Genomic DNA, 23197 nt, shown 5'->3' with positions numbered 1-23197 from the left:
TTACTTGCAGAAGTTTAGTTACTTTTGTGACACTAAAAAAGAAATGATGCAAATCTCAATTATTATTACTTCTGTCGTTGTTGTCAATGTGATTCACACATCTGCATCGGGAATGTTATAAATATAATTGAAAGACTATATTACAAACCTTCCAAATACTGGAAGGTTTTTTTTTGAACAAAAATTAATAAAATTAATAAAATTAATAATGGAATTAAATAAGTACAGCAAGACCATCACACAAGATCAAACACAGCCTGCGGCACAAGCTATGTTGTACGGAATTGGTTTAACTGAAGAAGATTTAAAGAAAGCACAGGTTGGTATTGTGAGCATGGGTTACGATGGTAACACTTGTAACATGCACTTGAACGATTTAGCAAAAGATGTTAAAAAAGGTGTTTGGGATGCAGATCTTGTCGGACTTATTTTTAATACCATTGGTGTCAGTGACGGTATTTCTAACGGAACTGAAGGTATGCGTTACTCACTAGTTTCTCGTGATGTAATTGCAGATTCTATCGAAACTGTTGCCGGAGCGCAATGGTATGATAGTATTATCGCAATTCCTGGTTGCGATAAAAATATGCCTGGAGCATTAATTGCAATGGGAAGATTAAACCGTCCATCAATGATGATTTATGGTGGTTCTATTCACTCTGGAAAATGGAAAGGAGAATCTTTAAATATTGTTTCTGCTTTTGAAGCTTTAGGTAAAAAAGTAAAAGGCGAAATCACTCCAGAAGATTTTAAAGGTGTTATTCAAAATGCATGTCCTGGAGCTGGTGCTTGCGGTGGTATGTATACTGCAAATACAATGTCTTCTGCAATTGAAGCATTAGGAATGAGCTTGCCTTATAGTTCTTCAAACCCTGCTTTAAGTCAGGAAAAAAGAGATGAATGTCTTGAAGCTGGAAAAGCAATCAAAATATTATTAGAAAAAGATATCAAGCCAAGAGACATTATGACTCGTAAGGCTTTCGAAAATGCTATTACAATTGTAGCTGTTTTAGGAGGTTCTACAAATGCTGTTATGCACTTAATTGCAATGGCTCACTCAGTTGGAATCACAATTACTTTAGATGATTTCCAAGCTATTAACGATAGAACACCGGTATTGGCAGACATGAAGCCAAGCGGTAAATATATGATGGAAGACATTCACGAAGTGGGAGGTATTCCAGCAGTTATGAAATACTTGTTGAAAGTAGGACTTATTCACGGAGACTGTTTAACTGTAACTGGAAAAACAGTTGCAGAAAACTTAGCTTCAACTCCAGATTTACAAGACGGACAAGAAGTAATTCATGAAATTCAAAAAGCATTAAAACCAACAGGAAATATCCAAGTTTTATATGGAAATCTTGCTTCTGAAGGTGCTGTAGCAAAAATCAGCGGAAAAGAAGGAGAATATTTCGAAGGACCAGCTGTTGTATTTGAAGGTGAATTTGAAGTAATTCCAGGTCTTCAAGCCGGAAAAATTAAACCAGGTAATGTAGTCGTCATCAGAGGTTGTGGACCAAAAGGTGGTCCGGGAATGCCTGAAATGCTGAAGCCTACATCTGCGATTATTGGAGCTGGATTAGGAAGCAGTTGTGCACTAATCACAGACGGTAGATTCTCGGGCGGTTCGCACGGTTTCGTGGTAGGTCACGTTACACCAGAAGCATATGACGGTGGTGGTATTGCACTAGTAAAAGATGGAGATTTAATTGCCATCGACGCTGTGAAAAATACAATCGACCTGAAGATATCTGACGAAGAATTTGCAGCAAGAAAAGCAGCTTGGGTTAAGCCAGCTTTAAAAGTTGACAGAGGGGTTTTACTTAAATACGCTAAGTCGGTTTCTAGTGCATCAACAGGATGTGTTACCGATAATTAATTATAAAAAAATCAAAAATCAATTTCAGTAGCATTGAAATTGATAAAAAAAATATACTATGAAAATATCAGGGGCAGAAGCCGTTATAAGATGTTTATTAGCAGAAGGAGTAGATTTAATTTATGGTTACCCAGGTGGAGCTATAATGCCAGTTTACGACGAATTATATAAATTTCAAGATCAGTTACACCACGTTCTAGTACGTCACGAACAAGGTGCAACGCATGCAGCTCAAGGTTATGCAAGAGCTACAGGAAAAGTTGGGGTAGCAATTGCTACTTCTGGTCCAGGAGCTACAAACTTAGTAACTGGTATTGCAGATGCTCAAATTGATTCAACTCCATTGGTTTGTATTACAGGTCAAGTTGGAAGACACTTATTAGGATCTGATGCATTTCAGGAAACAGATATTATCGGAATTTCAACTCCGGTAACAAAATGGAATTTTCAGGTAACTGAAGCTTCTCAAATTCCTGAAATTATTGCAAAAGCATTCTACATTGCTCGTTCTGGACGTCCAGGGCCTGTATTGGTTGATATTACTAAAAACGCTCAGTTTGATGAGTTAGATTTTAGTTATGAAAAATGTACAGGCATCAGAAGTTATGTTCCAGTTCCAAAATTAAACTTAGACAAAGTTGCCGAGGCCGCAGCTTTAATCAATAGTGCAAAAAAACCGTTTATTGTTTTTGGACAAGGAGTTATTTTGGGTCAGGCAGAAGCTGAGTTTAAAGCAGTTGTTGAAAAATCTGGAATTCCAGCAGCATGGACAATTTTAGGTTTATCAGCATTGCCGACAGACCATCCTTTGAATGTTGGTATGCTTGGAATGCACGGAAATTATGCGCCAAATTTACTAACAAACGAATGTGATGTTTTAATTGCTTTCGGAATGCGTTTTGACGACCGTGTTACAGGAAAATTAAGCACTTATGCTAAACAGGCAAAAGTAGTTCACTTCGAAATTGATCCTGCAGAGGTTGATAAAAACGTGAAAACAGAAATTGCTGTTTTAGGAGATGTAAAAGAATCTTTAGCTGCTTTACTACCATTATTAGATGCAAAATCTCATGATGCTTGGCATAATGAATTCAAAGAATTAAGCAAAGTTGAATTTGATTCAGTAATAAAAGAAGAATTAAATCCAACAAATGGTAAAGGAATTTCGATGGGAGAAACTATCGAAATGATAAACAAACACTCAAAAGGAGACGCAATTATTGTTTCAGATGTTGGTCAGCACCAAATGTTTGCTTGCCGTTATGCTAAATTCAATTCGACAAAAAGTAATATTACTTCGGGAGGTTTAGGAACTATGGGATTCGCATTGCCTGCTGCAATTGGAGCAAAAATGGGAAAACCAGAACGTGAAGTAGTAGCGATTATTGGTGATGGAGGCTTCCAAATGACAATTCAGGAACTTGGAACTATTTTCCAAACAGAAGTTCCAGTTAAAATTGTGGTTTTAAACAACGAATTCTTAGGAATGGTTCGCCAATGGCAAGAATTATTCTTTGATAACAGATATGCTTCAACAAAAATGATTAATCCAAATTTCATTGCCATTGCTGAAGGATACCATATCAAATCTAAAAAAGTTACACAACGCGAAGATTTAGACGCAGCGGTCGCTGAGATGCTGGCTTCAAAAGATTCATATTTCTTAGAAGTTGTAGTCGAAAAAGAAAACAACGTTTTTCCAATGATTCCAACAGGAGCTTGTGTATCAGAAATTAGATTAAGTTAAGGAAAAAGTTTCAGGTTTCAAGTTTCATGTTCCATGTTCTCATCAGAACTTGAAACTTGAAACCTGAAACAAATAAAACTAAAAAACAACATGGAAGATAAAACATTTACCATATCGGTATACTCAGAAAATAATGTAGGATTGTTAAATAGAATATCTGGAATATTCTTAAAGCGTCACATTAATATATTAAGTCTAAATGTTTCAGAATCAGAAATAGAGAATGTTTCGAGATTTATCATCGTAGTAAATACGACAGAAAAATGGGTTCAGAATATTGTAGGCCAAATTGAAAAACAAATTGAAGTAATAAAAGCATTTTATCATACAGATGAAGAAACGATTTTCTTAGAAAATGCTTTGTTCAAAATTGCTTCAAGTTTGTTGTTTGACGAGAAACAAATTCAGAATATCATCAAAGAAAGCCAGTCAACAATTGTGACAGTTTCTCGTGATTTCTTTGTGATTTCAAAATCAGGAAGACGTTCTGAAATTGAAGAATTATACGAAAAGTTCAAACCATATGGAATTATGCAGTTTGTACGTTCGGGAAGAATATCAGTTTCTAAACAAAAAATGGAGATTTCTACATTATTAGAATCCTTTAAATAATAAAATCTTAGTTATATATAATCAATATTAAATTTCATTTCATTAAATATTAAAACAAAAATGGCAAATTATTTCAATACATTACCACTTAGATTACAATTAGAACAATTAGGAGTTTGCGAATTTATGGAGCAATCAGAATTTGCAGACGGAATTGCAGCATTGGCTGGAAAAAAAGTTGTAATTGTGGGTTGTGGAGCACAAGGTTTGAATCAAGGTTTAAACATGAGAGATTCTGGTTTAGACATTTCTTATGCATTGCGTGCAGATGCAATTGCAGAAAAAAGAGCTTCTTATAAAAATGCAACTGAAAATGGTTTCAAAGTAGGAACTTACGAAGAATTGATTCCAACTGCAGATTTAGTTTGTAACCTTACACCAGACAAACAACACACTGCTGTGGTAACTGCTATTATGCCATTAATGAAACAGGGATCTACTTTGTCTTACTCTCACGGATTCAACATCGTAGAAGAAGGAATGCAGATTCGTAAAGACATCACTGTTGTGATGTGTGCTCCTAAATGTCCAGGTTCTGAGGTACGTGAAGAGTATAAAAGAGGATTTGGAGTTCCAACTCTTATTGCAGTTCACCCAGAAAACGATCCAAACGGATTTGGTTTAGATCAGGCAAAAGCTTACGCTGTAGCAACTGGAGGACATAGAGCAGGAGTTCTAAGATCATCTTTTGTAGCTGAAGTAAAATCAGATTTAATGGGTGAGCAAACTATTCTTTGTGGTTTATTGCAAACAGGATCTATTTTATGTTTCGACAAAATGGTAGAAAAAGGAATCGATGCTGCATACGCTTCAAAATTAATCCAATACGGATGGGAAACTATCACTGAGGCTTTGAAACACGGTGGTATTACAAATATGATGGATCGTTTAAATAATCCTTCAAAAATTGAGGCTTACGAATTAGCTGAAGAATTGAAAGATATCATGCGTCCATTATTCCAGAAACACCAAGACGATATCATTTCTGGAGAATTCTCTAGAACTATGATGATCGACTGGGCTAATGATGATGTTAACTTATTGAAATGGAGAGCTGCAACAGGAGAAACTAACTTCGAAAAAACAGCTCCACAAGAAGCTCCAATCTCAGAGCAAGAATATTTTGACAATGGAGTATTAATGATTGCAATGGTAAAAGCTGGTGTTGAGTTAGCTTTCGAAACTATGACTGAAGCTGGAATCATCGAAGAATCTGCTTACTATGAGTCATTACACGAATTGCCTTTAATCGCAAATACAATCGCAAGAAAGAAATTATTCGAAATGAACCGTGTAATCTCTGATACTGCAGAATACGGATGTTACTTATTTGATCATGCTTGTAAGCCATTATTGACTGAATTCATGAAAAAAGTAGAAACTAATATTATTGGAAAACCATTTTCAACTTCAAACGGAGTAGATAATGCAGTACTTATCGCTGTAAACAGAGAAATTCGTCAACATCCTATCGAAGAAGTAGGAGCTTGGTTGAGAGAGTCTATGACAGCAATGAAAAAAATTGGATAATAAAATTTGGGAACTTCCGCAGAACAGATTTCTTTCTGCGGAATTTGCACTGTATCAATGATTTGTAATATTTTGAATTAGTAAGCACTTATTAAGAAAAAAGATATAGATGCATATTGCATTCACTTAACTTCAGAGAGTGAGTAAGTTAAGTGAAGCGGATCCCTAAAATGGGGTATATTTTGAAAAAAATATACTTGTTGAAATTTCTGTTTTAATTAATAAAGATGCTTCTATTTTCAAAATAGAAAAAAGTCACGCAGTGCGGTTACAAAATTAATTGTTATTGAAATTTGTTAAATTAAAAAAGGCATAATATCTATTTATTATGCCTTTTTTGCCCTTAAGTAATAATAGAAAATAAAGTTTTAAAATAATTTCAGATAATTATCATATTTTATTAAATAAATGTTTCTTTTTAATAAAATTTATGAATTAAATTATTTCACGGATACGTTCAGATTTAATACATTTATAAAAAAATTCAACAAACGATGAGCTATTACAAAATTGAAAATTTAGAACAATACTTTAAACATTACAATAAGTCAATAAGAGAGCCAAGAAAATTTTGGGGAAAAATAGCTGAGGAGAATTTTACATGGTACCAGCAATGGGAAAAAGTTGTTGATTTTAATATGGCTGAAGCGGAAGTAAAATGGTTTACAGATGCTAAGGTTAACATTACCAAAAACTGTATTGATAGACATTTAAGCAAAAGAGGAGAGAAGACGGCTATTATTTTTGAACCGAATGATCCTTCTGAAGAAGCTTTACATATATCGTATAATGAATTATACGAGAGAGTTTCAAAAATGGCAAACGTTCTTCGTGAGCAAGGTGTTCGCAAAGGAGACAGAGTTTGCATTTACTTGCCAATGATTCCAGAATTGGCTGTTTCTGTTTTAGCTTGTGCTAGAATTGGAGCCATTCACTCCGTTATTTTTGCTGGATTTTCTGCCTCTGCAGTTTCCGCAAGAATCAACGATTGCGAGTGTAAAATGGTAATTACATCAGACGGAGGTTATAGAGGAAACAAAACAATTGATCTTAAAGGAATTGTAGACGAAGCTCTAGAAACTTGCCCTTCTGTAGCAAAAGTATTGGTTGCAAAAAGAACAAATACTAATGTTAAGATGAAAGATGGACGTGATATTTGGTTACAGCCATTATTAGACGGAGCTCTAGACAATAGCGTTGCTGAAATTATGGATGCCGAAGATCCTTTGTTTATTTTATATACTTCAGGATCAACAGGAAAACCAAAAGGAATGGTTCATACTACTGCTGGTTACATGGTTTATACTGCGTATACTTTTAAAAATGTTTTCAATTATGAAGACAATGATATTTTCTGGTGCACGGCAGACATCGGATGGATCACAGGTCACTCTTATATATTATACGGACCATTATTGAATGGTGCTACAACTGTAATTTTTGAAGGAGTTCCTTCTTATCCAGATTTTAGCCGTTTTTGGGATATTATCGAAAAACATAAAATTACACAATTCTATACTGCACCAACAGCAATCCGTTCGTTAGCTAAAGAAAGTTTAGATTATATTCAAAAATATCCTCTTAAATCACTGAAAGTTATTGGATCTGTTGGAGAACCAATCAACGAAGAAGCTTGGCACTGGTTTAATGACCACGTAGGAGATAAGAGATGTCCTGTTGTAGATACTTGGTGGCAGACAGAAACTGGAGGAATCATGATTTCGCCAATTGCTTTTGTAACTCCAACAAAACCAACCTATGCGACGTTGCCATTGCCTGGAATTCAGCCAGTTCTGATGGATGAAAAACGTAATGAAATTGAAGGAAACCAAGTAGTTGGTAGTTTATGTATCAAATTTCCTTGGCCTGGAATTGCTAGAACTATCTGGGGAGACCACCAGCGCTATAAAGACACTTATTTTTCTGCTTTCCCAGGAAAATATTTTACAGGAGACGGTGCTTTAAGAGATGAAGTAGGTTACTACAGAATTACAGGTAGAGTAGATGACGTTGTAATTGTTTCAGGTCATAATTTAGGAACAGCACCAATTGAAGATGCAATCAACGAGCACCCAGCTGTAGCAGAATCTGCTATTGTTGGATTCCCACATGATATTAAAGGAAACGCTTTATATGGTTATGTAATTCTGAAAGAAACTGGAGAAGTTAGAGATAGAACGAATTTGAGCAAAGAGATTAATCAGTATATTTCTGATCACATCGGACCAATTGCAAAATTGGATAAAATTCAATTCGTTTCTGGTTTGCCAAAAACTCGTTCTGGAAAAATTATGCGTAGAATTTTACGTAAAATAGCAGAAGGAGATAATTCTAATTTTGGTGATACTTCAACATTATTAAATCCAGAAATTGTAGACGAAATTATTAAGGATAGAATTTCTTAATTGAAATAAAACACAAAAAAGCCTCTTAAAATAAGAGGCTTTTTTTATCGCAATTATTGCTGTTGTGTTTTCTTTAAACTTGCATCGTTTATAAATGTAAGTTGCTCCATATTGCTTAAGTTTGTAAGTGACAGGATTCCATTTTTATTTTCATTAATTCCATTTATTCTAAAACAAAACTCATTCCCGTCCTTATCTCTAAAGGTCATAAATTCAGTAGTATCATCTGAAAAGTTTTGGCAACTGTGTGAGATCGTATATTTATACATCACTTTCATTTGATTGTTGTTGTAATTATATACTTTTCCATCTTGAGTAAAACTCCATTTTGTATTTCGGTTTGCATTTGAATACCAATTTCCTAGAATGCGTTTAGAAGAGGGATCTTGATCTTGTGCGAAAACTGTTGATCCTGAAAATAGTAATAGCAGTATAAGTAATAAATTTTTCATAGTTCAAACTTTATAAATATTTCTATCATAAAATTACTGATTTACTTAATTTGAAAAATGAATGAGCTTATAATTTTCTGTTAAAAGCTTCTATTAATAAAAAATGCCTCTTAAATTATTAAAAGGCATTTTTTTATATGATATTTATTGGAATTTGGTATTTTAAAAATTAATTATTTTTTTAATTTATTTAATTCCCAATCGAGATTTTAATTTCAAGAAAAGGAGTCCAATTCTATAGGCATCTTCAGAAGAAGAATTGCGATCACTTTTTGGAATTTTATAAATTCCGCATAAATCATCAAGAGAAAATTGTTTGTCATTTATATCAGTCAATTTTCTGTACATTACATCAACATCTAGAGCTTCGTTTTTTAGTCTTCCGCAATTTAGGCGCTCTAGAGCTGCGTTTAGCATTTCAATATCAAAGTTGATATGATGCCCAACCAAAATGGAATTTCCAATAAAATTCACAAAAGCCTCAAGCGCATCAGGTTCAGGCATTTTCATCATTTTGCTTTCAATGATGAATTCGTTCGAAAGTCCGTTGTCTTGAAGATACTTGTACTGCAGTAAAACTGTTTCGAAATTTTCTTTAATAACAATGCTATCATCTATAACTGAAAAGGCTCCAAGTGATAATACAACATCCTTATCCGGATTTAAGCCAGAAGTTTCAGTTGATAAAACAACAAACTTGTTAGGTTTAGTTTCGAATTTAGTTAAATAGTCTTTCCAAAAATCTGGATAGTCTTTATTGATATTTTTCAGCCAGTCTAGCATATTTTATGAGAATTGTGTCAATTGAAATTTACTCTTAATCAGTTCCTCCAGGTCTTTCATTGGGGACAATGCATTTTTTAATTTCTCTTTGTCAGATTTTGACATTTCTCTTAAATTAATATATTGGCCAGAGTCGTCATTTTTTAATCCTTCAACAGTTCTAAATTTAGAAAGTGTCAGGAAAGCTTCTGCACAGCTTAAATAAATTTCGGCATTTTTAGAATCTGTAATGGCTAATTGTTTGAATCTAAGATATGTATTTTGAATTCCTTTTATGTTGGCATTTAGTATTAATAAACGTGCTCCGTCAATCAAAGGCATTAAAGCTCTAGTTTTGATATCGAATTTTTCTTTATTTGGACCGTCTTCTTCAGTTATAAATTTCTTGAAGAAGCTTAAAGGAGAATTTCTTTTTAAAGCATCATTTCCTAAAAAGTCGAAGAATAAAGTATTGTTAACAGCATTTTTGAAAATCACGCTTTCTATAGCTTCTTCAATTTTTGGTTCTCCAAAAACAATTTCATAATCAAAGAAAATACTGCTCAAATCATTACTATTTTCACCTGGAGTATTCATCCAGCTATTGTATTGTTTTGTCCAGTCGCTCAGTGATTTACACCAAAGCATATTGCTGGCCATGTGCCCGTTTGGACAATAATCATAGCCGACTTTCTCTAATATAGAAGTAGCGCGTTTTGCCAATCTTAAGAAATAATCTTTTACTTCTCTGTATTTTTCAGGAGTAACATCTTCAAAAATTAAAATACTATCCTGATCTGTAAGTAATAATTGCTCCTTACGCCCTTGACTTCCAATGCTTAACCAAGCAAAACGTGCAGGAGGGGAGCCTAAATCTAAAATTGCTAGTTCTACTGCTCTTTTTATAATTGCCAGATTAATCTCACTTGCAATATTGCTGACATGCGAGATCGGAATATTTTTTTGAATCGAATTCTGAATCAAATCAGATAAACGATCGCGTATTTGTTTTAAATCTTTTGGAAGCTGCGAACGCTTAATCTCTTTAATTAATACGCCAGGGTTACTAGCTTGAGCAACAATAAGATCGTGTTCAGAAATAATTCCTTTTACAACAGATTTGCTAGTGCCATCTTTTGTAACGCATAGGTGAGTTACATTATGTTTGAGCATTAGTAATTGTGCTTCTGCCAAAGACACGTTTTCTAAAACTGTAACAACTGGAGAAGACATAATTTTGTCTATGGTTTCAGTAATAGGGTAACGTCCTGTCGCAATTTTTGACGATAAATCGGCATTGGTAACAATACCAATTGGATGATTTTTATCGCCGCAGATTATGATATTATCTACCATAGAATCTGTCATTAAAATTGCAACATCTTTAATTATAGAGTTAGCCTGAGTAGTTAGAGGCGAATTATTATAATTAAGTGACTGAATATATTGCATTTCTGTCTGCTGATCAATGTAGTCACTGTCAGAAACTAGCTTGCCATTAGAGCTCACGCTGTCTTTTGTATGACGTGAATTTACAGCAAAACTCTCCAATAGAAAGTTTAAAACATCAGAATTATTAGCAACAAAAGGTCTGAAAACAGCGATAGGAATAGCATAAATAATACTTTCTTCACGTGCTTTAGCCGTCATCATGTAGTTATTCTTTGCAAAAAACGGACGTAAACCAAAGATATCTCCTTCATGACATTTATTAATGATGGTTTCTTCAGCGTCTGCAATAGTCGTAAGATTAATGACACCAGAAGCTACGACATAAAAACTTTCATGAAGCGGATCGTTATTTTGAAATAATACCGCATGCTTTTCTAAATTGATGACACGAATATTCGTGGCAATATCTGATAATTCCTTAAAGGTTAAATTATCAAATGGTTTGTATTCTTTTAAAAAATCTGCAATATGCTCAGCAACTGTATTCATATATGTGATAATTTATTTTTAAAGTATCGAATGTAAAAATAGTAAAATAAAGTCTTACAATGAAAGGTTCTTTAGCAGAAACTAATTATTTTAAAGAAATGTTAAAAGATAATGGCTATAAGACTTAAAAAAGTTTTTATGTTTTGAAATTTTCACTATTTCCAATTTTAAATATAAGCTATTTTATTCATATAAAATAAGACTATGTAAAGGAAGGCTGATAGTTTTATGATATTTAAGAAATTTTTAAACAAATAATCAGCCGATTTATGGCTATTTGAATTTAAGAAAAATTCTCAAATATTGAAAAACAAACTGTATAGATGTAACAGTCTAAATTTTCAATATTTGACAATTTTTAAAAACAAAAACCATACAGTGCATTTATAGGCGATTAAACTTAGAATAACAAACTGTATAATGCGGCGTATCAAATTTTCAATATTCGAGAATTTTTAGAAAATAAAATCATATAACGCATTCTCAGAGATTTCAGTTTTAGAAAAAAAGTAAAACTCTCAAGCAGAATATTACCTGTCGAAAAAAGGATGATAAATTTCCGCTAAATGAAAACATTTTAAACTGAAAGTTGTACAGCGTATTTATAGGGCAGTTTTTAAAATATTCTATTTTACATAATATAAATTATAAGTCAAATTAGTATAATGACGCATGAGCATAAGGCTCTCCAAAATCAAACCGTTTAAATTCTCTTTCATATTTGTTGTTTATTTCTCTCATTGCAATTTATTATAAGCATACCTCCTAAAGAAATATAAAATGAATAAAAAAATGATTGGTTAAATTTAGATTGCCATTTATTCGAAACTAAGTTCTTTTTTCAATTTGATCTAAAATAATATTTCTAAAATACATAAATAAAAACCTACAATTTTTAGAATTGATTTATATTTACATTAAAAAAGTTTTATGGAAGTAATTTGGACGGAAAAAGCTGAAAAAACTTATACTAAAAACTATGAATATTTAGTTGAAAACTGGTCTATGTTAGTTGCTGAAAAATTTGATGAACAATTCACCATATATCAAAAAATCCCTTTTTAGGTCACTATAATAGTGATTTTAATTTTAGAACTATTTTAGTTGTAAAGCAAATAACCTTATTTTATACTGTTATAAACAATAAAATATATCTTTTACTTTTTCACGATAACAGACAAAAAATGATTAAAGATTTATTCTAGAGATCTTTCTTTTTCGCTTTAATCCTTTTAACCATTTCGGTATGTGGGATGGTTTTCCCGTTTTTAATTTCTACTCTGGCCTGTTCAATTTCTTCCAATAATTCCCATTTATTATATTCTACAGGATCAAGAATTTTTGCTATCGCAAGCATTTCGCTAATTGTAAACGTTTGTGACTGAAGTTTTCTGTAATACGTAGGACTTGACAAACCTAATTGCTCAATTATATATTTTTTTTTATAAGGAGATTTGTCTATTAATTCGTCTAGTTGAGTAGCAACTTTTCTGTATGCGATAATTTCTTGTAACATATATGAAGTTTTTTTATTACATTTATTTTATCAAAAATATAAAAAAAATGTAATTTATTCATATAATTTATTCAAAATCATCTCTTTTGGTACAACATCGCCTCCGCCATTTTTTGTAAACTGAATTACATCATCTTTTACAAATAAAACTGCGCTGGCTGTAATTCCATTTTTATCTTTTAGTTTTATTTGTGCTTTATCGCCATGCGGATACACATGTCCGGTAACTTCCAATATTCCTGAGTTTAAATCTTTGTGTTCGCTTGTAACTTCTGCGGTTCCAAAAATCTTATAATTTGACTGAGCTATCGTAATTGTAAAAATATATTCTTTCTTACAGTCTTTGCATTTTTGGCTTCCCCAAGTTCCTGAGAATTTGTTTTGCTGTGAGAATGCTTGCATGGAAATTAAAAATGCCAGGAAAAGAAATTTTTTCATTGTAGTTTGTATTATTAAAATCTGAACCAAATATAAATCAAAAAAGCATCACAAATTTGCGATGCTTTTTCTAAACTCTTCAAAATCTATAATTTTTTTAAATAAACCGATTTTCCATTTAATGATACATCAATTTGATTGTTTTTTTCGTTAAACGTAGTTCGTAAAGCATTCCCGTTAAAAATGGTAACGTCACCATATACATGACCAGCTTCATTAGATGTATAATCAAATTTCACTTTCTTGTTGCCTGGCTCGATGCCTAATTTGTAACTTGAAAATTTTGTGCCTCTTAAATCAAAATCTTGCTGTGAATCAATAATTTTTCCATCAGCGTAAAAATTGGTAACCGATTTGCTCAATGTAATGTCTGGATAATACTGGTTTACTTTTTTCAAGAGCTCATATTGCTCAACACTGGCTTCTTCTTGTTTGGATGTAATAGTTTGAGCAAATGAAATTGATGTGCATAAAATGGCTAATAAAAAAAGATACTTTTTCATACTTTCTTAATTTAAAGATTAATAAATAGTAACACTAAATAATGTTGGCAATTACTTTAATTTATTGTTATAAACTTTCTCAAGTTATACTACAAGGTATGAAATCTTTACCTTTGCAAAAAATTATAAGCCATTTTTTAAGATAATGACAACAAAAAAATATATTCAGCTAATTCTTATATTAGGTTCTTTAACTGCTCTTGGTCCTTTTTCAATCGATATGTATTTGCCTGGTTTCTCGGGAATTGCAAAGGATCTAAATACTTCTGTAGCGAAAGTTTCTATGAGTTTATCCAGTTATTTTATCGGAATTTCTGCCGGACAATTGCTTTATGGACCTTTATTAGACCGTTTCGGACGTAAAGAACCTTTATTTATTGGGCTTTTGATCTATATTCTCGCTTCTTTAGGTTGTATTTATGTTGCTGATATTGATTCTTTTATAATGCTTCGTTTTGTTCAGGCTATCGGAAGCTGTGCCGCAACTGTAGCTTCTGTGGCAATGGTTCGTGATTTATTTCCTGTAAAAGATATTCCAAAAGTATTTTCACTTTTAATGCTCGTTGTTGGACTTTCTCCAATGCTGGCACCTACTATTGGCGGTTATGTTACCGAAGATTTAGGCTGGCACGCTGTCTTTTTTATACTAATGTGTATGGGAATCGTAATCTTGGCAGCTTCACAATTTGGACTTCCAAACACATATAAACCAGACACTTCTATTTCGTTGAAACCAAAACCGATTTTATCTAATTTTCTTTTAGTTTTAAAAGAGCCTCAGTTTTACACGTATGCGTTTACAGGCGCTGTCGCTTTTTCAGGATTATTTTCTTATGTAGCAGCTTCTCCTCTGGTTTTTATGGATATTTATAAGGTTGATGCTAAAACTTACGGATGGATTTTTGCCCTTATGTCAGTTAGTTTTATTGGATCCAGCCAGTTGAATTCTATGCTGTTGAAGAGATTTTCGAGCGAACAGATGATTTTTGGAGCTTTGATTTCTCAATCTATAATCAGTATTATATTCTTGATTTTGGCTTTAAATGATCTTTTGGGATTGTATCAAACTATCGGAATGCTATTCTTGTTTTTGGCTTGCTTAGGAATTTCTAATCCAAATACTGCTGGATTAACGCTCGCTCCTTTTGCTAAAAATACCGGAAGCGCTTCGGCATTAATGGGGGCAATTCAGCTTGGAATTGGGGCTTTGGCTTCGTTTGCGGTTGGTGTTTTTGTAAAAAATTCTGTGATTCCAATGGTAGTTATTATGACGATTACAACTATTACAGCATTTATAATTTTAAATATCGGAAAACGTTTTATCAAACAAAAAGTAGAATTATCTACAGATGATAGCATTGCTTCTGTTCATTGATATAGATTGTAAGTAATTAAAAATCAAAACGTAATAATTGATTTTGCGGTTTTATTTCTGTAATTTTATAGGGCATAAAATGGAATGGAATCCAGAAACCATTTTAAAAACGGGGCGAAACCGAAAAGCCACATGAGTAGGAATAAATTTTTAAAGATTATGCCTAAATATGTTATTGAAAGAGAAATCCCAAATGCTGGTAAACTTACATCTGATCAATTAAAAAGTATTTCACAGGCTTCCTGCGGTGTACTTAATCAACTAGGAACTCAAATTCAATGGGTAAACAGCTATATTACAAACGATAAATTGTATTGTATTTATATAGCACCAAATGAAGAAATGGTTTATGAACATGCTAAATTAGGAGGTTTTCCTGCCAACTCAGTAAATCAGGTCACAGGGATAATCGACCCAACTACAGCGGAATAAATGGTTAATTTTCAAATTTTTAAAATTCCAAATTCCAATTTGTTGAAAAATAAAAAAGGCAAAAAACAAGTGTTTTTTGCCTTTTTTAATATTTAAAGCTTTCCAGCTTTGGAATTTGGAATTTCAATATTGGAATTTCTATAATTTTAATTCTGTGTCTTTTTATCTGGACGAATAATCATTCTAAGCGATTGATCTTTTGCGAAATATGCTACCATCCAGTTCCAGAAAGTATTTAATCTGTTTCTGTATGTGATCAAAGAGATCAGGTGGATAAACAGCCAGATGATCCAAGCAAAGAAACCTTTAAAATGCCATTTTGGACTTGGCAAATCTACAACAGCTTTTGCTTTTCCGATAATTGCCATTGATCCTTTATCTTTGTAAGCAAAAGGGTTAAGAGGTTTATTGGCAACCATGGCTTTAAAATTCTTAGCCAGATTTAAACCTTGCTGAATAGCTACTTGCGCCACTTGCGGGTGTCCGTCTGGGAAATTTTTATCGCCTGCAGCAATTGCGGTATCACCAATGGCAAAAATATGGTCTACACCATTTACTTTGTTGAATTCATCGGTTGCCATTCTACGGCCACGTCCATAACTTTCCTTTGGCATTCCTTCGAAAATCTTGGCAGAAACTCCTGCAGCCCAAATTAAGTTTTTGGTTTTGATAGTTTCTCCGTTTTCAAAATGTACTGTATCATCGACATAATCAACAACACGAGTATGCAGTTTTACAACAACACCAAGTTTTGTAAGCGCTTCGAGAGTATCTTTTTGCGATTCTTTGCTCATTGGTGCCAATAGAGCATCTCCTCCATCGACTAAGTAAACATTACTCGCAGATGTTTCCAATTCTGGATATTCTTTTAATAAAATATTTTTCCTCATTTCGGCAAACATTCCCGAAACTTCAACTCCAGTTGGTCCACCTCCAGCGACAACAATCGTTAATAATTTACGACGTTTGCGAATATCTTTGCAAATAGCAGCTTTTTCAAGATTTTTAAGCAATGTGTTACGCATTACGATGGCATCATTTAAGGTTTTCATCGGAATGGCGTTTTTCATCACGTTTTCCATGCCAAAATAACTTGTTTCTGCACCAGTGGCAAAAACAAGGTAATCGTATTCTAACTCTCCATTGCTTAAAGTAATTTTCTTTTCTGCTGGAGAAACAGATAATAATTCGCCTAAACGGAAACTAAGATTCTTTTTGCCGGCAAAAAATTTTCTAAAGGGATAACTAATGCTCGAAGGCTCTAAAAATGCTGTTGCAACCTGATATATAAGTGGTGGAAAAAAGTTATAATTATTCTTGTCGACAAGTGTTACTTGTATTTGAGGCTGATTTACAAGTTCTTTTGCAAGATTAATTCCTGCAAACCCACCTCCAATAATGACTATTTTCATATATGTTGTAATTAAGTAGGATTATAAAATAATTCCTTATAAATATACAACTTTAATAGACAATGACAATTGTCATATTTATTACTTTTTGAATTTTTTAACTGTTTTTTCAACTATATCGATTTTGTTCTGTAAGACATAACTTGCCATTAATTTCTCGATTAGTTCGTCTTTCGTTAAATGGTGAAAAACTGTTTTTACTTTCGTTTTTAAATCTGCAGAAAGTTCGTGATTTGGTTTTGTTTTGAAGATTTGTCTGGCCCACAAAAGCATATTATTTTCTTCTACACTTGCTGCTGAAGGCTTTTTAAATTCAGAGAACTTAATTCCTAATTCTCTTTCAAAATCAGCAATTTCAAAAACTTCTTCCTGCTGTAAAACAGTTAATGAAAGCCCTTTTGCTCCTGCCCTTGCCGTTCTTCCGCTTCTATGAACGTAATTTTCGTAAGTGTCAGGCAAATGATAATTAATGACATACGAGATTTCTTTTACATCAATTCCTCTCGCTGCCAAATCGGTTGCAACCAAGATATTAATATGACCTTCACGAAACTGCTCCATAATTCGGTCACGAATACCTTGTGTCAAACTTCCGTGAAGCGCTCCCGATGAGAATTTGTTAATTGCCAGATTTTTGGCTAATTTATTTACAGCAGCTTTGGTTTTACAGAAAATAATACCTCTTTCGCCGTCTCTAGAATTTAAGAAATGCATTAAAACTTCCAGTTTTTCAATTGGATCAACTACGATGTATTCGTGATCAATTCCTTCATTACCAACAGTTTCCATGCTAGCGCTTATCTGAACTACATTTTTATTCAAATAATTCTGAATCAATTGTTTAATTGTTCCTGGAAGTGTTGCTGAGAACAATAACGTGCGATGCTTTTTAGGTAGTTCAGCAACAATTTCGTCTAAACTTTCTTTAAGAATAGCTACCATTTCGTCAGCTTCATCTAAAACTAAATATTCAGCTTTCTTGATGTCAATTGCTTTTCGCTGAATCAAATCGATTAAACGTCCAGGAGTTGCTACTACAATCTGGGCACCTTCTTTTAATCTTTCGATTTGAGGTTTTATTGGAGTTCCTCCACAAACTGACGCAATTGAGATACTCGGAATATATTTTGAAAAACTTTCTAAGTTTCTAAAAATCTGTTGCCCTAATTCTCTCGTTGGAACCAAAATTACAGCTTGAACGGTTGTCGATTCTGCATTTACCAATTGTAATAAAGGCAATCCAAAAGCGGCTGTTTTTCCAGTTCCTGTTTTGGCTAAACCAACAATATCATGGGTTTCGCTCAAAAATAACGGAATTGTTTTTTGCTGAATTTCTGTTGGTTCAACAATGTTTAATTCGCTTAAAGCTTTTAAAATTGGAGCTGAAATTCCTAATGTTGAGAATGGTTTAGACATATTCTTTAATTTTGTTTGCTTCGCCCGTTCGGCATTCTGCCTCGGGTTAAGTTTCAGGTTTCAAGTTACACCAAAAAACTTAATAAGTTGAAAGGAGAAATTACATTTACTATGAAATGCTATTTCTCCTTTTATAAATTATGTTACTGTTTTAGATTCCAACAACTTGAAACATGAAACCTGAAACAAATAAAACTTTAAATTATCAATCCGGTTCGTTCATGATTTTCTCACGATATTTTTTACCAATTAATAAAGTTAATCTTTGTTTGTAATCGTCAACCAGCCATTCGCGATAGTTTTTACTGCATTGGCTCAAACATTTAGAATAACGTTTGATACGATCTTCGATATCATCTTCTAATTCTTTAGCCAACATTTTTGCCTCCTGAAGCGTTTCTGTATTATCTACACACATTCCTGCATGCTGATCTAGAGATTTATCTAAAACAACTTTAGAGCGAAGATTTTGTTTGATGATTAATTTATGTTCTTCATCAACATCAAAACTAACATCGGCCGTTTTACTGAATTTTGCTCGCAATTCTGGCGGCATGCTGTATTTAAAGAACATCTCGATTTCGTGGTCATCACGCAAGTTTTCTAAGTAAAACTCTGGCGATTTAAAAATATGCTGCCAGTTTACAGGATCACTCCATAAACCAAAACGAGCAGCATTGTTACCTAAATCGATAACTGTAAATTCATCTTTTCCAGGCAATTTACGAGAACCACGACCAATCATTTGGAAATATAAAGTCAACGATTTTGTTGCTCTGTTTAAGATAATCGTTTCTACAGTTGGCTCGTCAAAACCAGTTGTTAAAATTCCGACCGAAGTCAAAATGGCATCCGGAGTCTTCTTAAACCATTGCAAAATGTCTTTACGCTCTTCAGAACTACTGGTGTTGTCTAAGTGGCGAATATCGTAACCTGCTTCTCTAAACGTTTCATATACATATAATGAAGTATGAATACCGTTATTGAAAATCAAAGTTTTCTTTCCTAAAGAACGTTCTGTATACGCATGAAGCAGTTTTTCCTGCATCAAAGTATTCGTATATAAATCGTCTGAAGATTTAACAGTATAATCTCCATTGATACCCACTTTTAACGAAGTCAAACCAACATCGTAGCTATAAGTTGTTGCTTTTGCTAAGAAACCTTTTTCGATTAATGAACCAATTGTATCACCCACAATAAGTTCGTGGTAGCTTTGGTGCATTGGTAATTTTATATTTGAACTCAAAGGTGTTGCTGTTACTCCAAGGATAAAAGCATTTTTGAATGAGTTTAATAATTTTCTAAATGAGTTGTAGTGTGCCTCATCAATAATAACCAAACCAATATTGTCCAGATGAAGTTTTTCATCATTAATACGGTTTTTTAAAGTTTCAACCATTGCAACGAAACATGAAAAATCATTCTGGTCTGGCAATTCTTTTACTTTACTATTGATTATTTTGTTTGTAACGCCAAAACCTGTTAACATTTTTGAAGTTTGTTTACAAAGTTCAATACGGTGCGTTAAAACAACCACTTTTTTATCATTATGAGACAAATAGCGGCGTACGATTTCAGAAAATATTACTGTTTTTCCTCCTCCAGTTGGAAGCTGATACAGTAAGTGGTGTTTCGGAGGAGCATTATCTAAACGGTCAAAAATAGCGTCAATATCGCCTTTTTGGTATGCATACAGTTCTTTTTTATCTTCTCTTTGTATTTCTAAAGTTTGAGACATTGTTTATTTTTGGATTTTTGCAAAAATACATCGAAAAAACAGTTATTCATCTTCTTTTAACTTAAAATAAATGTTTTTTTTGAATAAAGATTTTTTATGAGAAAGGGTTTTAGTAGTCGATTTTCTCCAAAATTGCCTCAAAATTGTACTTATTTCTCCATTTTTGCTCCGATGTTTCGTTCTGAATCGCGTTAATTCGCAATTTAAAATCATTAAAAATTCCGTTTGAAACAATATAATTTACCGCTTGCTCAAAAGAATTCAAGAAGCTTTTGTAAAACAATTCCTGCTTGATTAAATTTTGCGAAGAAAACTTTTGCGCTATTTCGATATTGTAAAGCATAATATCGGCTACAATATAGGAATCTACGCCTAACATCATAAAATGTTTAATCAATTTTTGAGCAACCGATCTTCTCATTTTGGCTTTCGGACGCCATTTTGCTCCCGGTTTTTTAATTGGGAAATATTCGTGAGAGATTTTGACCTTGGCCTCCTGAATCAATTTATCTTCTTTTGGGTTAAAAACAAAGTCATAATATACTTTTACAGGAGCAAATTTCTCGTACAATTCTACCAATTGTTCCTCTAATTGCTCTTTTGTTAATTCGCCTAAATATTTTTTTAAATCTCTTTTACTCATAGAGTAAAGATAATTTTCAAAATTTTAAATTCCAAATCCCAATTTTCAGCCTATCTAAGCCTTGTTAATTTTGAATTTTTAAATCCTAAAATCAATCCAGAATCCTTAATTTTGCTGGCATAAAACTTAAAAAATATATACATGCTCAAGATTTTCAAAGTTACTGCCATTTTAGAGGGAATCTCTTATTTAGTGTTATTTGCTAATATGTTCATCGTTCAAAATACAAATCCTGAACTTTACCATACATTATTACGTCCGTTAGGAATGACACACGGTGTTTTATTTATCGGATACATTCTTTTAGCCTTTTTATTGAAAAAATCAATGAATTGGGATTTAAAAACTTTTGCAATCATTCTAGTTGCTTCTCTTATTCCGTTTGGAACTTTTTACATCGAGAAAAAATATTTAGAAACTAAAGCAAATGCATAAGTTTTTGGAGAAAATATTTAACTTTTTATATCCTATTTTTAGAGAATGGGGAATGAGTCGCAATGTAGCGTCTTATACCAGCCTGATCTTTAATATTGCTATTTTAATAGCACTGGCTTACGTGATTTATTACGCAGCCAAATTTCTTTTGGTCACTTTAACTGCTGTTTTTGCACAGCGCACCAAAACAAAGTTTGACGATTATCTAATCCAGAACAAAACAACAAGATATACCGCTTATTTAATTCCGTTTTTCTTTATTTATAAAGCGGTTCCCGTTATTCTAGACAAATACGAATATTGGGAATCGATTTTCGGAAAAATTGTAGGTATCTATATTGTATTGCTTGGATTATGGATTGTTCGAACTGTTTTTAATTCGTTACGCGATTATTTAAAACAAAAACCAGAATATAGCGACAAACCAATTGATAGTTTTGTTCAGGTTATTATGATTGTGCTTTGGATTTTTGGAGTCGCCATGATTATTTCGACTTTATTCGGAATAAAAAAAGGCGAACTTTTAACCATTCTTGGAACACTTTCGGCAATTATCATCTTAATTTTCAGAGACACAATCCTTGGATTTGTTTCGAGTGTTCAGGTGGCGATAAACGATATGGTTCGTATTGGCGACTGGATTACAATGGACAAATTTGGAGCAGATGGAGATGTTATCGAAATCAATTTGACAACGGTAAAAGTTCGAAATTTTGACAACACCATTACTACAATTCCAACGTACGCTTTAAGTTCAGATTCGTTTCAGAACTGGCGCGGAATGCAAAAATCTGATGGAAGACGCATCAAAAGACATGTTTTAATAAAGAGCAGTACAATTCGTTTTTTAAAGGATGAAGATTTGCATCAATTGCGAAAAGTTCAATTGATTACTTCTTATATAGACAGTCGTCAAGCGGAAATTGATCGATACAATGATCTTAGAGGAATTGATAAAACGCTTTCGCTAAATGGCCGAAATATGACCAATTTAGGATTGTTTAGAAAATACATTATGCAATATTTACATGACCATCCGGGATTGAATAAAAATATGCATATCATGTGCCGACAGCTGCAATCAACCGCACACGGAGTTCCGTTGGAAATTTATGTTTTTTCTAGCGATAAACGTTGGGCCAATTACGAATATATCATGGCCGATATTTTTGACCACGTAATGGCATCTGTAAGATATTTTGATCTTGAAATTTTTGAATTGCCTTCTACGTTAAGTTAGGTTTTGTTTCAAGTTTCAGGTTTCAAGTTGATATAGCGTGTGCATATTTAACCGCAAAGTACGCTAAGATTTACGCAAGGTTCGCAAAGTTTTTACATAAAGCTTTGCGAACTTTGCGTTTTTATAGGTTTAGTATATCAAAAAAACTTGCTCCCGATAGCTATCGGGATTGCGGTAAAACACACAAGCCATTCAACTTGAAACTTGAAACTTGAAACTTGAAACTTGAAACAAACCCTCACTCCTTCTCTATTTTCTCAAAAAGAAACTCAGGATTTTGATATTCAATTGGAACTTCTGGAACGTAGCAAGGAAGATTAAAATAAGTTCCAATTACTCCTTTTCCTAAATAAAGTTTGTCGTCTTTCTTTAAAAGCGCTAAAGGAACTCTTTTCCAAGCTCCGCCGAAAGAAATATAATGATAATCGCCTCTCAGTGTATCGCCTCTTAAATCACCTCTAACATCCCCAGAATCTTTTCCAGTTCCGTAATGATTGATTTCATAACGTCCATAAAAACGTTTGTCATTTATATGAATATCAAGAACTGCCGTATCTTTATTATTTACAGCACGATATAATTGACGATTGTATTTTTCTTTATCTTCTTTAGAATTGCAAGAAGCTAGTAATAAGCATAAAAACAGAAATAATCGCATAATTTATTTTTAGAAAAACAAAAATAGGTTTTTACTGTGGGATTATTTCTTTAACTT

General features: G+C 33.0%; 21 protein-coding genes. 10 read left to right on the top strand and 11 right to left on the bottom strand.

Annotation, left to right across the window (positions count from 1 at the left end; genetic code table 11):
* Window positions 1–208 precede the first annotated feature (208 nt).
* The 5 genes from ilvD (at window position 209) to acs (ending at window position 8176) form a co-directional block, all read left to right on the top strand.
* Entirely contained in the window at window positions 209–1882 is a 1674-nt protein-coding gene (gene ilvD, locus DM397_RS13515; RefSeq protein WP_111378208.1) for a dihydroxy-acid dehydratase, read from the top strand.
* Window positions 1883–1940: 58 nt separating this feature from the next.
* Window positions 1941–3629 (top strand): biosynthetic-type acetolactate synthase large subunit, encoded by a 1689-nt coding sequence (gene ilvB / locus DM397_RS13510; protein WP_111378044.1) that lies wholly within the window; start codon window positions 1941–1943, stop codon window positions 3627–3629.
* 90 nt (window positions 3630–3719) lie between these two features.
* Entirely contained in the window at window positions 3720–4241 is a 522-nt protein-coding gene (gene ilvN / locus DM397_RS13505; RefSeq protein WP_041516160.1) for an acetolactate synthase small subunit, read from the top strand.
* A 60-nt stretch (window positions 4242–4301) separates the two neighbouring features.
* On the top strand, window positions 4302–5771 hold the full coding sequence (ilvC, locus tag DM397_RS13500) for a ketol-acid reductoisomerase (protein ID WP_111378043.1): 1470 nt from the start codon (window positions 4302–4304) through the stop codon (window positions 5769–5771).
* A gap of 494 nt (window positions 5772–6265) precedes the next feature.
* Window positions 6266–8176, top strand: coding sequence for an acetate--CoA ligase (acs, locus tag DM397_RS13495; RefSeq protein ID WP_111378042.1), 1911 nt, complete (start codon window positions 6266–6268; stop codon window positions 8174–8176).
* A 53-nt stretch (window positions 8177–8229) separates the two neighbouring features.
* On the opposite strand, the gene DM397_RS13490 is transcribed toward acs, so the two are convergent.
* From DM397_RS13490 to DM397_RS13480, 3 genes are all read right to left on the bottom strand, one after another.
* Window positions 8230–8628: a hypothetical protein gene (locus DM397_RS13490; protein ID WP_111378041.1), complete on the bottom strand. Its 399-nt coding sequence runs from the start codon at window positions 8626–8628 to the stop codon at window positions 8230–8232.
* A 186-nt stretch (window positions 8629–8814) separates the two neighbouring features.
* The gene (locus tag DM397_RS13485) at window positions 8815–9411 is read right to left on the bottom strand and encodes a 3'-5' exonuclease (RefSeq protein WP_111378040.1); all 597 of its coding nucleotides are present in this window, start codon (window positions 9409–9411) and stop codon (window positions 8815–8817) included.
* A 3-nt stretch (window positions 9412–9414) separates the two neighbouring features.
* On the bottom strand, window positions 9415–11331 hold the full coding sequence (locus tag DM397_RS13480) for a DUF294 nucleotidyltransferase-like domain-containing protein (RefSeq protein ID WP_111378039.1): 1917 nt from the start codon (window positions 11329–11331) through the stop codon (window positions 9415–9417).
* A 930-nt stretch (window positions 11332–12261) separates the two neighbouring features.
* On the opposite strand from DM397_RS13480, the gene DM397_RS23810 reads away from it, so the two are divergent.
* Window positions 12262–12396: a type II toxin-antitoxin system RelE/ParE family toxin gene (locus DM397_RS23810; protein WP_142479067.1), complete on the top strand. Its 135-nt coding sequence runs from the start codon at window positions 12262–12264 to the stop codon at window positions 12394–12396.
* Window positions 12397–12532: 136 nt separating this feature from the next.
* On the opposite strand, the gene DM397_RS13475 is transcribed toward DM397_RS23810, so the two are convergent.
* From DM397_RS13475 to DM397_RS13465, 3 genes are all read right to left on the bottom strand, one after another.
* Window positions 12533–12847 (bottom strand): hypothetical protein, encoded by a 315-nt coding sequence (locus DM397_RS13475; RefSeq protein WP_111378038.1) that lies wholly within the window; start codon window positions 12845–12847, stop codon window positions 12533–12535.
* 54 nt (window positions 12848–12901) lie between these two features.
* On the bottom strand, window positions 12902–13285 hold the full coding sequence (locus DM397_RS13470; RefSeq protein WP_111378037.1) for a hypothetical protein: 384 nt from the start codon (window positions 13283–13285) through the stop codon (window positions 12902–12904).
* Between the two features lie 86 nt (window positions 13286–13371).
* Window positions 13372–13788, bottom strand: a complete 417-nt coding sequence (locus DM397_RS13465) for a hypothetical protein (protein ID WP_111378036.1) — start codon at window positions 13786–13788, stop codon at window positions 13372–13374.
* 145 nt (window positions 13789–13933) lie between these two features.
* Here DM397_RS13465 and DM397_RS13460 point away from each other — a divergent pair, with 145 nt between their 5' ends.
* Both DM397_RS13460 and DM397_RS13455 read left to right on the top strand, forming a co-directional pair.
* On the top strand, window positions 13934–15163 hold the full coding sequence (locus tag DM397_RS13460) for a multidrug effflux MFS transporter (RefSeq protein ID WP_111378035.1): 1230 nt from the start codon (window positions 13934–13936) through the stop codon (window positions 15161–15163).
* Window positions 15164–15295: 132 nt separating this feature from the next.
* Window positions 15296–15595: a DUF4242 domain-containing protein gene (locus DM397_RS13455; RefSeq protein WP_238989964.1), complete on the top strand. Its 300-nt coding sequence runs from the start codon at window positions 15296–15298 to the stop codon at window positions 15593–15595.
* A 146-nt stretch (window positions 15596–15741) separates the two neighbouring features.
* Here DM397_RS13455 and DM397_RS13450 read toward each other — a convergent pair whose 3' ends face one another.
* The 4 genes from DM397_RS13450 to DM397_RS13435 form a co-directional block, all read right to left on the bottom strand.
* Window positions 15742–17007 carry an NAD(P)/FAD-dependent oxidoreductase gene (locus DM397_RS13450; RefSeq protein ID WP_111378034.1) on the bottom strand — a complete coding sequence of 422 codons (1266 nt, stop codon included), beginning with the start codon at window positions 17005–17007 and terminating at the stop codon, window positions 15742–15744.
* An 81-nt stretch (window positions 17008–17088) separates the two neighbouring features.
* Window positions 17089–18423: a DEAD/DEAH box helicase gene (locus DM397_RS13445; protein WP_111378033.1), complete on the bottom strand. Its 1335-nt coding sequence runs from the start codon at window positions 18421–18423 to the stop codon at window positions 17089–17091.
* 205 nt (window positions 18424–18628) lie between these two features.
* The gene (locus DM397_RS13440) at window positions 18629–20164 is read right to left on the bottom strand and encodes a DEAD/DEAH box helicase (RefSeq protein WP_111378032.1); all 1536 of its coding nucleotides are present in this window, start codon (window positions 20162–20164) and stop codon (window positions 18629–18631) included.
* A 109-nt stretch (window positions 20165–20273) separates the two neighbouring features.
* Window positions 20274–20807: a DUF6155 family protein gene (locus DM397_RS13435; RefSeq protein ID WP_111378031.1), complete on the bottom strand. Its 534-nt coding sequence runs from the start codon at window positions 20805–20807 to the stop codon at window positions 20274–20276.
* 141 nt (window positions 20808–20948) lie between these two features.
* Here DM397_RS13435 and DM397_RS13430 point away from each other — a divergent pair, with 141 nt between their 5' ends.
* Complete coding sequence (locus DM397_RS13430; protein WP_111378030.1) at window positions 20949–21242, top strand: DUF3817 domain-containing protein; 294 nt, start codon at window positions 20949–20951, stop codon at window positions 21240–21242.
* Complete coding sequence (locus tag DM397_RS13425; RefSeq protein WP_111378029.1) at window positions 21235–22482, top strand: mechanosensitive ion channel family protein; 1248 nt, start codon at window positions 21235–21237, stop codon at window positions 22480–22482. The genes DM397_RS13430 and DM397_RS13425 overlap by 8 nt, the downstream gene beginning before the upstream one ends.
* A 238-nt stretch (window positions 22483–22720) precedes the next feature.
* Here the strand turns inward: DM397_RS13425 and DM397_RS13420 are convergent, their stop codons facing one another.
* Entirely contained in the window at window positions 22721–23140 is a 420-nt protein-coding gene (locus DM397_RS13420; RefSeq protein ID WP_111378028.1) for a hypothetical protein, read from the bottom strand.
* Between the last annotated feature and the right edge of the window lie 57 nt (window positions 23141–23197).

It is taken from the genome of Flavobacterium nitrogenifigens (genome assembly GCF_003254565.1).
In the GTDB taxonomy this organism is placed as follows: Bacteria; Bacteroidota; Bacteroidia; order Flavobacteriales; family Flavobacteriaceae; genus Flavobacterium; species Flavobacterium nitrogenifigens.
Note: the sequence above shows the minus strand (reverse complement) of the source record. Positions and strands in the feature narration are given on the sequence as shown.

Coding starts and splice junctions, on each gene's coding strand:
- DM397_RS13475 (WP_111378038.1), bottom strand. CDS start 12,847: ATGTTACAAGAAATTATCGCATACAGAAAAGTTGCTACTCAACTAGAC.
- DM397_RS23810 (WP_142479067.1), top strand. CDS start 12,262: ATGGAAGTAATTTGGACGGAAAAAGCTGAAAAAACTTATACTAAAAAC.
- DM397_RS13480 (WP_111378039.1), bottom strand. CDS start 11,331: ATGAATACAGTTGCTGAGCATATTGCAGATTTTTTAAAAGAATACAAA.
- DM397_RS13445 (WP_111378033.1), bottom strand. CDS start 18,423: ATGTCTAAACCATTCTCAACATTAGGAATTTCAGCTCCAATTTTAAAA.
- DM397_RS13450 (WP_111378034.1), bottom strand. CDS start 17,007: ATGAAAATAGTCATTATTGGAGGTGGGTTTGCAGGAATTAATCTTGCA.
- ilvD (WP_111378208.1), top strand. CDS start 209: ATGGAATTAAATAAGTACAGCAAGACCATCACACAAGATCAAACACAG.
- DM397_RS13455 (WP_238989964.1), top strand. CDS start 15,296: ATGAGTAGGAATAAATTTTTAAAGATTATGCCTAAATATGTTATTGAA.
- DM397_RS13485 (WP_111378040.1), bottom strand. CDS start 9,411: ATGCTAGACTGGCTGAAAAATATCAATAAAGACTATCCAGATTTTTGG.
- DM397_RS13425 (WP_111378029.1), top strand. CDS start 21,235: ATGCATAAGTTTTTGGAGAAAATATTTAACTTTTTATATCCTATTTTT.
- DM397_RS13490 (WP_111378041.1), bottom strand. CDS start 8,628: ATGAAAAATTTATTACTTATACTGCTATTACTATTTTCAGGATCAACA.
- ilvC (WP_111378043.1), top strand. CDS start 4,302: ATGGCAAATTATTTCAATACATTACCACTTAGATTACAATTAGAACAA.
- DM397_RS13460 (WP_111378035.1), top strand. CDS start 13,934: ATGACAACAAAAAAATATATTCAGCTAATTCTTATATTAGGTTCTTTA.
- ilvB (WP_111378044.1), top strand. CDS start 1,941: ATGAAAATATCAGGGGCAGAAGCCGTTATAAGATGTTTATTAGCAGAA.
- DM397_RS13440 (WP_111378032.1), bottom strand. CDS start 20,164: ATGTCTCAAACTTTAGAAATACAAAGAGAAGATAAAAAAGAACTGTAT.
- DM397_RS13430 (WP_111378030.1), top strand. CDS start 20,949: ATGCTCAAGATTTTCAAAGTTACTGCCATTTTAGAGGGAATCTCTTAT.
- DM397_RS13420 (WP_111378028.1), bottom strand. CDS start 23,140: ATGCGATTATTTCTGTTTTTATGCTTATTACTAGCTTCTTGCAATTCT.
- DM397_RS13465 (WP_111378036.1), bottom strand. CDS start 13,788: ATGAAAAAGTATCTTTTTTTATTAGCCATTTTATGCACATCAATTTCA.
- acs (WP_111378042.1), top strand. CDS start 6,266: ATGAGCTATTACAAAATTGAAAATTTAGAACAATACTTTAAACATTAC.
- DM397_RS13435 (WP_111378031.1), bottom strand. CDS start 20,807: ATGAGTAAAAGAGATTTAAAAAAATATTTAGGCGAATTAACAAAAGAG.
- ilvN (WP_041516160.1), top strand. CDS start 3,720: ATGGAAGATAAAACATTTACCATATCGGTATACTCAGAAAATAATGTA.
- DM397_RS13470 (WP_111378037.1), bottom strand. CDS start 13,285: ATGAAAAAATTTCTTTTCCTGGCATTTTTAATTTCCATGCAAGCATTC.